9 protein-coding genes and 2 pseudogenes are annotated in these 11,989 nt (G+C 60.8%); 7 read left to right on the top strand and 4 right to left on the bottom strand.

Translation table 11 applies throughout. The annotated features are described in order from the left end of the window. Window positions 1-2: 2 nt before the first annotated feature. The 3 genes from LJE93_07225 to LJE93_07215 form a co-directional block, all read right to left on the bottom strand. Window positions 3-164 (bottom strand): hypothetical protein, encoded by a 162-nt coding sequence (locus LJE93_07225; GenBank protein ID MCG6948684.1) that lies wholly within the window; start codon window positions 162-164, stop codon window positions 3-5. 32 nt (window positions 165-196) lie between these two features. Beyond that, window positions 197-805 (bottom strand): 1-acyl-sn-glycerol-3-phosphate acyltransferase, encoded by a 609-nt coding sequence (locus LJE93_07220; GenBank protein ID MCG6948683.1) that lies wholly within the window; start codon window positions 803-805, stop codon window positions 197-199. Window positions 806-921: 116 nt separating this feature from the next. Next, entirely contained in the window at window positions 922-3,693 is a 2,772-nt protein-coding gene (locus LJE93_07215; protein MCG6948682.1) for a TonB-dependent receptor, read from the bottom strand. A 183-nt stretch (window positions 3,694-3,876) separates the two neighbouring features. Between LJE93_07215 and LJE93_07210 the strand changes: the two are divergent. From LJE93_07210 to LJE93_07190, 5 genes and pseudogenes are all read left to right on the top strand, one after another. Continuing rightward, window positions 3,877-4,305: pseudogene (locus LJE93_07210) on the top strand (hypothetical protein). Continuing rightward, a pseudogene (locus LJE93_07205) lies at window positions 4,285-4,998 on the top strand (bacillolysin). The pseudogenes LJE93_07210 and LJE93_07205 overlap by 21 nt, the downstream one beginning before the upstream one ends. A 186-nt stretch (window positions 4,999-5,184) precedes the next feature. Further along, complete coding sequence (locus LJE93_07200) at window positions 5,185-6,711, top strand: M4 family metallopeptidase (protein MCG6948681.1); 1,527 nt, start codon at window positions 5,185-5,187, stop codon at window positions 6,709-6,711. A gap of 123 nt (window positions 6,712-6,834) precedes the next feature. Then, window positions 6,835-7,299 carry a hypothetical protein gene (locus LJE93_07195; protein MCG6948680.1) on the top strand — a complete coding sequence of 155 codons (465 nt, stop codon included), beginning with the start codon at window positions 6,835-6,837 and terminating at the stop codon, window positions 7,297-7,299. A gap of 364 nt (window positions 7,300-7,663) precedes the next feature. After that, entirely contained in the window at window positions 7,664-9,781 is a 2,118-nt protein-coding gene (locus LJE93_07190; protein ID MCG6948679.1) for a DUF1570 domain-containing protein, read from the top strand. A gap of 79 nt (window positions 9,782-9,860) precedes the next feature. On the opposite strand, the gene LJE93_07185 is transcribed toward LJE93_07190, so the two are convergent. Then, a complete protein-coding gene (locus LJE93_07185) occupies window positions 9,861-10,562 on the bottom strand; it encodes a PilZ domain-containing protein (GenBank protein ID MCG6948678.1) in 702 nt (233 codons plus the stop codon). Window positions 10,563-10,730: 168 nt separating this feature from the next. Between LJE93_07185 and LJE93_07180 the strand changes: the two genes are divergently transcribed. Continuing rightward, window positions 10,731-11,501, top strand: coding sequence for a hypothetical protein (locus LJE93_07180; protein ID MCG6948677.1), 771 nt, complete (start codon window positions 10,731-10,733; stop codon window positions 11,499-11,501). Between the two features lie 140 nt (window positions 11,502-11,641). After that, window positions 11,642-11,989 (top strand): serine/threonine protein kinase (locus LJE93_07175; GenBank protein ID MCG6948676.1); only part of this gene is annotated, 348 nt, incomplete at its 3' end.

The following is an 11,989-nucleotide window of genomic DNA, read 5'->3' as shown; positions in this document are numbered from 1 at the left end:
ATCTATTTCCTGTCGCGAGTATAGATGCCGCTCCAGAAATCGAACTGCGAGTACTTGGGGTCCGTGCAGGCTTTTTCCGGTTGAGTCTCCTGTGTGGCCAGCGGTGCCGAGATTGCAAGGCCTACCGTCGCTGCGACCAGGATCTCTTCGACCTTGCTGTTCACAGGCCCTCCGCGTTGGGGCGTAGTCTCGAGTACTACGCAGAAGGGCCCTCCGGGTTTCCCCGTTTCCCGCCAGCGTCAGAAAAAAAGTGTTGAAAGACCTCCAGGTCGTGCTCGAGGTCATCCGTTACCTTCATACACGGACCGAATCGGATCTTCTTGTTGACATAATCGAGAGCAACGGCCACCACCGGCACCGACGCGGCCAGAGCGATGCGATGAAATCCGGTCTTCCACCTTTCGACCGAGCTTCTGGTCCCCTCGGGCGCGAGCGCAAGAAGCAGCTGCTCCTCCTGCTCGAAGAGAGCTGCCATGTCCTCCACCACTCCGCCACCGACCTGTGACCGATCGACCGGAATACCGCCGAGTCCCCGCATCAACGGAGCGAGCGGGCCCTGGAAGAGGGTGTGCTTCCCGAGGAAGCGGATATCCAGATCGAGGGCAAGCATCCCGGCGGCACCAACCACGAAATCCCAGTTTGATGTGTGCGGAGCGACAATGATCACTCCCTTCGAAATTGAAGGGATTTCACCTTCGAAACCCCAGCCGGCACGACTTAACATCGTTCGACCCATTACCTTGCCCCAGCCCCAGCCTCGAGTGGGCATGGTGGCGGGCACGTCCGGCCAAGTGTTCTTCGCCATCAGCGTCATTATAGGTCTGCGTGATCCGACCCGCCGGAAAAGTCCCCTGGAGCTGAACCGACCGCACAAAAAGACCCGCCCCGAAGGGCGGGCGAGAGAAAGGAGGTTGGCTCACATCAGAATTCGAGACGGAATCCGAGTTCGTAGCTTCGCGGCAGGCTCCAATCCGTCGCGTCGCCCATTTCGAATCCTCCGCAGCCCATGCTCAGGCTGCAGACATCAGTGCCGTACTCTGTGCTGAAGGTGTTGTACACCGTGCCGATCAGCACCAATCGCAGGCTGTTTCCAAAGTTGAATCCCTTGCTCAGCTGGAGGTTGAGGCTGTAGGCGTCGAACGCCTCTCGACTGCCACGGGGCTCGAGGAAGTAGACATCGTACGAAATCTCGGGGTTGTCGAACGGCGTCGCCTGCGGTTCCCACGTGAAGGCGGACGACCAGAACCCATCGAACGCGATCGTCCAGTCACCCTTGATGTAGAAGAACCCATTGAGCTTGACGCGATGGGCACGGTGGTCGCTGAGGTAACCGTAGCGGTTTTCCCAGTGCCACGGATAGATGTCGAAATCCGCGTTGGCGCCCTGGCTCCATTCCAGATTGCCCCTGGACTTCGAGTAGGTGTACGAGGCCAGGAGGGTCAACCAGGAGAATGAACGGGTTTCGAAACGCACGATGTAGCCCTCGTAGTCCCGAGCGAGATCCGGCAGATTCGCCAGCAGATACTCCACGCACGGCGCGTTGGCACTCGGTTCCGGGTAATTCCCGGCGCAGGTATCTTCGAAGATGTCACGGGTCTTCTTGTCCACATAGGTCAGCTCGACCGATGCGCGCCGTCCCACCTCACGTTCGTAGGAGAGGCTCAGCGTGTCCGCGTAGGTCGGCCTGAGATCCGCCTGGACCAGCGTTTCTTCGAGGCCGTAAACGTCCCAAGGCAGGAGGAACCAACCGAACGGATCCAGTCCATCCGGATCGTTGGGTCGATACTGGAGACCGAAGAGACCTGCCATGGTCTCACACTCCGCCGGATCGGTGATTCCCAAATAAAACCCACCGAGGCTCATGCAGGAGGACCACAGGTAGGCCGGTTCGTTCCCCGCGCGCAAGACGTACGGCAACGTCAGCGAGGCGGGGTGCATGAAGCGCCCCCAGTTCCCGCGGATTACGTTTTTGGCGTCGTTGGTGATGTCCCAGGCCACGCCCAACCGCGGCTGCGTCTTACTCATGTCCGCGATCTCGCGGCTCGCGTTGTTGTCGTAACTCACCTGATCGTGGCGCACACCGAGCTTCAGGGTCAGGTTCGAGAGGACCCTCCACGAATCCTGGAGGTAGGCCGTGTAGAGCTTGCCCTCATAGTCCTGAACCCCGGCGGTGACGCCCTCCCACATGAAGTAGGGCATCGCCGCGAAGTCCTCGTACGAGTGACCGGTCGTCCCCGGCGAACACGCTCCGCCGTCGGTGCCGGTGTAACAGCTTGCACCCGGGAAATCGGTGCCGGAGTACTGGAAGCCCACCTTGAGCTCGTGCGAGCCGGCGAGGTCGCCCAAGAACCACGTGAGATCCGTCGCGAGATCATCCCTGTTCCTTTTGGTGTACTGCTGATTGGGGTAGTTGGCGGTCGTGAGAAAGGTCGCGTAGTCGAAATGGGACGGCGTCTGCAGGTCTCCCGACATCGGGACCACGTCGAGCATCGAACGGTAGGCGCCAGCGACCGTGTTCCAGATGAGGTTGTCGGCGAGTACCGCGTTGAGCTCGATCGCGTACACGTCTGCGCCCTGTTTCTGGCGTGCCATCGCCTCCGGTGTCACGAACTGGGAGGCATTGTCGTTTGCGATTTCGGCCGGATCGCCCGAGGCCCTGGCCACCAGCCGCCAGTTCGACGCGGCCTGCCAGGTGAGCTTGGCGTTGTAGGTCTGGCCTTCGAAATCCCGTGTTGCCGGGGAGTCGACCGGCGTCTGCTCGGAGTTGATGAACTCGTAGGCAACGAAGAACCACAGCTTGTCTCGAGAGATCGGTCCGCCCAGGGTCGCCGCGATATCCTGGTACGAGGAGTCCAGGCTCGAGGCGTCGTAGTGATCGCCGCTCTCCTGGAACCCGCTGTCGCTGTAACGAATGTCGAGAGTCCCGGAGAAGTCATTGCCGCCGGACTTGGTCACCAGATTGACGAGTCCGCCGGTGGCGCGCCCGTACTCGGCTTCGAAACCCGAGGTCTGGATCTCGACCTCGGCGATCGCGTCGAAGTTGTACAACGTCCCCCAGGTGGAAGCCACCGGGTCGGTCGTGTCCAGACCATCGATGTAGTAAACGTTTTCGGCCAGCGTCGACCCGAAGACGTTCGGGTTGTCACCTCCTGTGACGCCCGCCGCCTGGTTGACGATCAGCAGGTAATCCCGGTTGTCCGATCCGACCGCCGCGTTCTGCATGAACGATTGGTCGAAGATCTGTTCCGTATTGACCTGCGTCGGGTCGACCACCGGCGTCTCGGCCCGAACCTCGATCGACCCCTCGAACCGGCCCTCCGGCATCACGATGTCGAGCGACGCCGCGCCGCCGAGCGGTACCTTGACCTCCTGCCGCTCCTGGCCGACGAAGCCCGCTAGCTCCGCCTTGACGTCGTATGCACCGGGATGAAGGCTGACGAACTGGAATCCGCCATCTTGATCGGTGATTCTGGTTTGCGCACCGCCAATCAGCGCCGGCGAACTGATGGTGATTGTGACCCCGGGCAGGGATTGACCACTGACGTCTGTCACCGCGCCGACGATGCGGCCGGTGGTGGTTTGAGCCTGGACTCCGCACACAAACAGCATCGCCGCCACCACGACCAAAACGGTCGACACGTGGCTCTTGCGGAACATCTGAGCGCCCTCCTCTTCCACTCTGCTGTGAAACATGACGTGAGCATTGGGGGGCTGTGCACTTCCCCCATTACATACATTTTACTGCACATTGTTTGTCAAACCCCGAAAAACGGTCGAGACGTCTTCTCGAGTCGCCGCGTAACCCGAGGTGTCGGGCCCGTCAAACCCTTTGATATGATCGGCCGCGCCCGTATCGGGCAGCAGCGGAGGAAATGGATGCGATCGCACAGGATCTTGGGTGTCGTCTTTCTTGCAACCGTCTGTGTTTCAGCAGGATACGCGGCTGACAACCCTGAGAGGTTTCTTAGGGCGCAGGCGGAGCTGGCGGCCGCGACCGGCGGCAGAGCTCGATCGGTGGTCAATCCGGCGACCTCCCGAGCGCGGCTCGTGGTCGTGCCGCGCGGGTCGCTGATTCTCGACGGCCCGACCGCGAAGGCAAAGGCAGAGGACTTCTTCCTCCGATACGGCGCGCTGCTCGGTGTCCGGGCCGGGGCCGGCGATCTGGAGTTCGTGAGGAGCTCGACCGACGGCATCGGCATGACCCACCTGCGGTTCGATCAGTCCTACCGCGGATTGCCCGTCTTCGGTGCACAGCTCAGGGTCCACCTCGATGCCGCCGGCGAGGTGAGAGTCGTGAATGGAGCGCTGATCCCGGATCTGTCGCTCGACACCTCGCCCCGGGTCGATCGCAGCCTCGCAGAGACAATCGCCTGTTCGTCGGTCGCAAAGGAAAACGGTGTTCGCCCGAGCCATTTCGACGTGGCGGAGTCTCGCCTGCTCATCTACCGGTCGGGCCTGATTCAGGGTGTTCCGGGGAAAAACCACCTCGCGTGGCAGGTGGAGATCTCATCCGGCGACAACCTTCGGGAACTGGTCTTCCTGGATGCGCACGACGGGCTCGTGATAGATCGGATCGACCTGATCCACCCCATCACACGCAGGATCTACCATCACGACACCAACACGACGATCTGGCAGGAAGGCGACGCCCTCCCCTTCTCCGGGCTCGACAGCGCTCGCGACTCCGAGGTCAACGACGTCATCGAAACCACGTTGGACACCTATGAGTTCTTCGCCAACCTTACCGGCGGCAGCTATCTCTCCTACAACGGCAACGATATCGCGATGCGGACCATCTACGAGGCCGATGCTCTCGTCGATGAAGGGAGATGCGAAAACGCCACCTGGAACGGCTTCACCACCAACTTCTGCAGGGGGTGGGCGGTCGACGATGTGGCCGCGCACGAGTGGACGCACGCCTACACCGAATCCAGCCACAACCTGATCTACGCCTGGCAGCCGGGCGCCCTCAACGAGAGCTTTTCCGACATCTTCGGTGAGATCGTCGATCAGCTGAACGGCCGCGGGATAGACGATCCGTCGCCCCCGCGCCCCACGGGGACCTGCACCGACTCCGGAGGTATCAACACGCCACTGCTCGAAGTCACCGCTCCAGCAACCGTTGCCCGCACGTACAGCTCGCAGACCGCCACCTGGAACCCGGACCAGTGGTCGCTGTCCGGCATGGTTGAGCTGGTCGACGACGGCAGCGGAACCACCAGCGACGCCTGCGAGGCGCTGGTCGGTTTCACCGCCGGAAACATCGCGCTGATCGACCGCGGCGAGTGTCCGTTCCGCGACAAGGTGTTCAACGCCGAGGAGGCCGGTGCGACCGCCATCATCGTCGCCAACCACGAAGGCGAAGACCCATTCAGGATGACAGCATTGGATACGACTCCGGGCATCCCGGGCATATCAATCGGTCTCGCGGACGGGCAGATCCTCAAGTCGGCTTTGGCACAGGGACTCCGGGTCTCCATGAGCGATAGATCTGCCTCCGAGGACACGGTCCGCTGGCTGATGGGAGAGGACATCAACGGCGGCCCGATCCGTGACATGTGGCACCCGAACTGTTTCGAAGACCCCGCCCGGGTTTGGGACGGCTTCTACGAATGCACCTCTCTCGACAACGGCGGCGTGCACATCAACAGCGGCATCCCGAACCGCGCCTTCGCCCTGCTGGTGGATGGAGGAACGGCCAACAGACTGGAGATCGCACCGATCGGGATGACGAAGGCAGCGCATATCTACTGGCGGGCGATGAGCGTCTACCAGGGCCCGACCACCAACTTCGCCGAGCACGCAGATATTCTCGAGCTCAGCTGCGCCGATCTCGTCGGACAGCCGATTACCTCCCTGGCGACCGGCAACACGATCGGCGACACCATCAGTGGCAACGATTGCGAGCAGGTGGCCAAGGCGATGACGGCGGTCGACATGCGTGCGGCGCCACGGTGCGACTTCCAGACGATCCTCGACCCCGATCCGCCCGCCCTGCCGAGCGGCAAGGTGATCTTCTCGGAGACCTTCAACAGCGATCCCGGACCTGCGTGGCCGGTGACATCGGAGGGCATCTACCCGGAGTACGACGAGGCACGCAGCGCCTGGCGGTGGACAAATGACGTGCCGGATGAGGGCTCCGGCGGCGCCCTCTGGGCCATCAACAGCGTCTTGATCGGCAACTGCGAACCGAACGACGACGACCAGTCGGGCGTGACCCGGCTCGAAAGCCCTGAGATCCGCATACCGGCCACAGCCACTGGCGCCGTCCTCGCCTTCGACCACTGGGTCTACACCGAGGACGGCTGGGACGGCGGCAACCTCAAGATTAGCGTCAATGGAAGTGAGTACCAGATCGTCCCATCTGCGGCCTTCATCCACAATCCGTACAACTCCTCGGTCATCGTGACCATGACGATCGAAGATGAAGAGTACACGAACACGAACCCCCTCTCCGGCGAGGCCGCCTACACGGGCGAGGACGAGGGGCACGTCTTCGGCGGGAGCTGGGGCCAGTCACAGATAGACCTCGGTTTCTTCGCTGATCCCGGTGACAGCGTCAGGCTCCGGTGGGACTTCGGAATCGACGGGTGCAACGGTCGCGACGGCTGGTACATCGACAACGTCACGGTGATTGCCGAGGGCGTCTCGCCGTCGGCCACCAGAAGACCCAGCGGGCGTCGTGCTCCCGCGAGAGGATCTTCGAGGTAGAATCTGAACGGTTCAGCCGTCCCAACTTGAGACAGGATTCGAGCCGATACTCTGGGGAAAATTCTGGCACGCAGCTTGCTCAAAACGAGTGCGACCGATCGAACACCGGTCAGGGAGCACAAAATGGGCAATCACACAGACTCCGCAAGCAATCAGAAAAACGAGCTCGCAAAGCTCCGCGAGCCGATGACGACGCCGGAAATGGTCCACGTTGTCATTGCGACCCGCGAGGAGGAGCTCCTGTGGGCCGTTTTCGATGGTTTCGCCGAGCTTTCTTCGGTTCGAGTGACCGGGTGCTCCACCCTTCCGCAAACCAGGCAGATCTGTGCTGCAGATCCGCCGAACTATCTCATCATCGACATGTCGCTGCTCGAGCACGAACCGATGGATCTCATCACCCTCGCCAATCTCAGCGACTGTCAGAGCCACATCGTGGCGCTCACGGATCACCCGGTTTTCGAGATTGGAGCGAGATTCGGCAAAGCCAGACTCACGTTTCTTCAGAAACCGGTCTCCGCCCATGATCTTCTGCTACTGCTCAGGCTCCGCATCGTCGACAATACTGAGCAGCGGGTCGGCGTCTGCTGACAACCCCTGCGCATCGAGGTTTTCCAGTCTGATTCTCAGCTGCCGCCAGCTGAGAATCATTCTTAAATAATTGATTCTCTTGACAAATTAACTCTATGCTTATATATTTATTTGGCGAGGACGAAAAGGTCTTTCGCAAACTCGTTCGAATACGCCCGTGCCTTAACAGCCTTCCTATTTTTCCCACCTGGAAGCTCACCATAACATCCAACCAAATGACCCACCTTGCACACGGGCTTTCGACGAGTTTGTCTCGAGATGTGCCTCGATCAGCTGTAACCTGAACGGTCCGCCCGCCGTATTCACCCACCATGAAAATACTCTCTGAACCGGGGTGCGGGGATAATGAGCGGTGGCTCGGATAATGAAGCTGGTCGCCGGTGTTCTCGGGTTTCTCCTCGCGATGTCTCCGCTCAACAAATCGGCGGCAGAGTCAACCTTGCTGAAACCGGGCGACAACTGGATCGAGGTCCGTACCACCAACTTCCGTTTCTTCAGCAATGCGGGTCGGCAGACCACGAGGAGCATCGCTGTCGATCTCGAGGAATTGCGAGCGGTCCTCTCTCAGTTGACCGATTACGAACTCCAATCTCCCCTGCAGACCTATATCTATGTCTTCAAGGGCAGGCGTTCTTTCCTCCCCTTCAAGATCCTCTACGACGGCCGGCCGGCCGATGTCAGTGGCTACTTCTTCGCCAATGAAGAGGCGAACTTCATCGCGATCAACGCCGACACCCCGGACGATTCCGCGCTCATCTATCACGAGTACGTCCACTATGTGGCCAATAACAACCTGTGGTACCTCCCGGTCTGGTTTTCGGAAGGCCTGGCCGAGTTCTACGAGAGCTTTCACGTGTCCGGAAACAGGGTCACGATCGGCCTTCCCGTCGCCCGCCATCTCATCCTCCTGCGAAACTCGACCCTGATACCTCTCCAACGGCTGTTTGCAGTTGATCGCATGTCGGAGCTGTACAACGAAACCGATCGCAAGAACGTCTTTTACGCCGAGAGCTGGGCCCTCGTCCACTACCTTCTGTTGGGGAGCGAGGAACGCAGGTCACAGGTCGCCACCTACCTCGAATCGATTCGCAACGGCGCACCTTCGGACGAAGCATTCGCGGAAGCCTTTTCATCCGATTACGAAACGCTGATGCGCGAACTCCGTGCGTATATCCGGTCGCTTCGCCTGCCGTCGATCGAGTTGCAGGCGAAAATCGACCTCGACAAAAGCCTCGAGGTTCGAAAGATGTCTCGAGCAGAGACGTTCCATCGTCTCGGAGAACTGCTCGCGAGCCAACATCCGGATCGCCCGGAAAGGCGCGCCTATTTCGAGGCGGCGCTGGAGCTTGATCCGCACTACGGCCCAGTCCTGTCCTCGCTGGCGATCGAAGCCGAAAAAGCGGCGGACTGGGAGGTCGCCCGGGGCCTCCATCAACGAGCGTTTGCGGCCAGCCCCGAAGACGCCCTGGTGGCATTTCGTTGGGGTCAGTTTCTGAGCCGCCGGGGCGAAGGGTTCGAGCACGCAGTAGATGTCCTGACGCGCAGCACCGAGCTCGATCCGTCCTTCGCTCCGGCGTGGGCATCACTCTCGGAGGTTTACGCCGATGCAGGGATCACGTCTCCGGAGGCGGTGGAGGCTGCTCGCGTTGCACTCATAATGCGGCCATCCGATATCGCCGCAGCACGCGACCTGATTCGGCTGTACCTGCGTCTCGACCGGCGTCAAGAGGCAGTTTCGCTGACCGAAAGGTTCCTCCGGTCGGACCGTGAAACCCAAAAGAAAATGTGGATGCTCGTCATTCAACACGACGTCTTGCGCGCCCGCGAGTCCCTTCAAAAGGGCCAACCGGACGCGGCAGTCGAGAGGATCGAGCTGTCAGAGCAGCTGATCGAACGCTCGCTGAACCCCGGGATGGCTCGCCTGAGCCTCGATTCCGCGCGACGCGCGGTGACCGAGTACAGGGCGGCATCCCTCTACAATCATGCGCAGGAACTCTTCTCGAATGATGACAGAGAGGGCGCGCGCGAACTGATCGAAGCGGCGCTGGAACTTGTCGACGAGGGGCCCATCGCGTTTTCCTGTCGCCGTCTTCTGGCGCAGATCAACGCCCCGGAGCGCCCGAACGAAGCCGCTTCGATATCGACCTTCAGCCCGTCCCCGACCGCCGCTGAAATCGACGAGCTCAACCGTCTCATCGTGGCCAGGGAATTCACTGCTGCGATCGACTTTCTGGAGGAGATGCGAACCAGGGTTGGAGGCGAACAGCAGGAGTGGCTCGACGGACGGATTCGCGAAATCCGTCGAACCCTCGACTACAACCGTTTCGTTGACGAGTACAACCGCGCCATCGACGCCTACAATCAGCGGCGGTATGGCGAGACGGTGGATATACTCGAGGCACTCATCGCTACCTTGGGAGAAGGGCGGGAGCTGGATTCGGCGCAGGCTCTTCTCGAAGACACTCGGGCTGCCATGAAATAACCGCCGAAAGCCGTCCGGCGTGACCCACGCCGCACGCGCTGCACACCCATTCAGACTGGTTTCGCCCGGAAGGAACCAATCAGGAATCCCCAGGCTCGACCCCATCACACCAGGCCATCAGAGCCTCCTTGCAGCCCGGCTCGAAGGTCACGAAATTGAGGGCAAATCCGGTGACCCTTTCCCGTCGTGGTTTGGCGTGACGCACCACTTCCGCCGACCCCCTGACGATCTCGCCGTTGGGAAGCTTGAAATCGAAGGCGCACAACGCACCAACTGCGAGCATCGGTGCATCACTCACCAGCATTCCGGTCCTCGAGAGGTTGACCACCCATCCCTGGTGGCTGTCGCTACCCTCTTCGAGGCTGGTGCTGAGGCGTGTCGAAATGCGCGGCGCATAGCGGGGAGCAACCTTCAGGAGATGGGCCGCCCCCTGGCCGAGGGTGCCGACGGGCTCCTGGCCCGAAAAGACGAGAAACGGGCCTCCCCGAACACCGGATCGCGCCTCCGTCGCCATCTCCGGGATGGTGAGCAGCATCAGAGACGCGCTCCGGCTGGCGCTCGATCGACCTCGGATCGAGGTCACGAACTCCCGCAGTTTCAAATCCGGCAACGGGTAACGGCAGATCACGAGGTGGAACTGCTCGTTGTGCGCCACGGTTTCCGCCTCCGAGGCCTGGGTAACCGACCTCACCGATAGACTGCTGCGCTTGAGAAGCGGTGCAATGCGTTCGAAGGTTTCGTCGTCGAGAGCGACCGTGAGAATCGATTTGACTTCTTCCACCCAGCTCCGCCCCTTCCGGCCGAAGAACTCGAGACCTAAGCTGCTCCTCTCAACAAGTTTAGCCTACGCTTCCCCGACTCACCAGTTCCCAAGATTCCATCGACTTCTTGGATCCTGGATTTCCGCTGAAATAACACGCATCAAAGCGACCAGTGGTACAACCGTCATATGACGGGTAACGTCGAATCAGGCTCACCGGACGATTTACTCATGCGGCTCGACGCGTCGCAGCGCCCCCCGGACGAGCTCAAACGCCTGGCATCGCTCATTCGGTTGTTTCTCGAGCTACCAGAGCCACCCGAGCAGATTCTCTTCCCCAAATTCGGAGCACTCCGGGAACGTTTGGAGTCGACCCTCCACTCCGGTGACGGCGACAAGATCGAAGAGGCTTTTCTCGAACTCTACGCGCACGTCCACATGAACGAGGCTCTCTACTCGGAGGATGAACGGCGGCGGATGGACGAGGCAGGTGGTTACTGGAACCACGCTGGAGGGTTGAGTCCGATCCTCAAGGCGCAGCCCTGGATCCATCCGGCGACGATCAGTGCCGATTTCGGCGCCGGAAACGGTCTGCAGGGACTCCTCCTGCAGAAACTCTACCCTCACGGAAAAACCGTCCAAATCGAGATCTCGGCGCGGATGGCCGAAATCGGTGAATGCCTCCGAGAGTGGTTCGGCATACCTTCGAATCGGGTCAGCTGGATCGTCGATGACGTGCGCGAGGTTCCCGCTCGAGGTTTCGATTTCATATACCTCTACCGTCCCGTCCGGCCGGAAGGAGTCGGCCGTGACTTCTATTCGCGCTTCGCAGAAGACGTCGAATCCGACGCATCCCCGCCCATCATTTTTTCGATCGCCGACTGTCTCCGCGACTTCCTCTCAGATCGCTATGAGGTCTTCTATGGCGACGGGCACCTCACCTGCTTTAAACCGATGTAGAAGAGGAGAAAAGGAAAAGGGGAGCAGAGGGGTACGAGAAAAGCGGCACGCCTTCGCTGCCCTCTGCCCGTTTTTCCCCCGCTTTCCTGCAGCGAAGTACGAGCTATACTCTCGCAAGGCACTCACGAAGGAAGATGGAAGTGATAGGTCAGACCATCGACCGCTTTCGCGTCGTCGAGCAGCTCGGCCAGGGCGGCATGGGAGTGGTGTACAAGGCACGGGACACGGTGCTCGACCGCTTCGTCGCCCTGAAGGTCCTACCCCCGGACAAGTCATCCGATCCCGACCGTCGCCGGCGATTCCTGCAGGAGGCCAAATCCGCCTCCGCCCTCAACCATCCGGGGATCGTTTCAGTTTTCGATGTCCTCACCGTTGACGGTCAGGACGCGCTGGTCATGGAGCTTGTCGAGGGCGAGACCCTGGACGATCTCCTGGCCCGGAGGCGCCCTCCGCTCGGTGAGGCCCTCGGCCTCGCGGCGGGCATCGCC

The sequence above is a fragment of the Acidobacteriota bacterium genome, assembly GCA_022340665.1.
Lineage (GTDB): Bacteria > Acidobacteriota > Thermoanaerobaculia > Thermoanaerobaculales > Sulfomarinibacteraceae > Sulfomarinibacter.
Note: the sequence above shows the minus strand (reverse complement) of the source record. Positions and strands in the feature narration are given on the sequence as shown.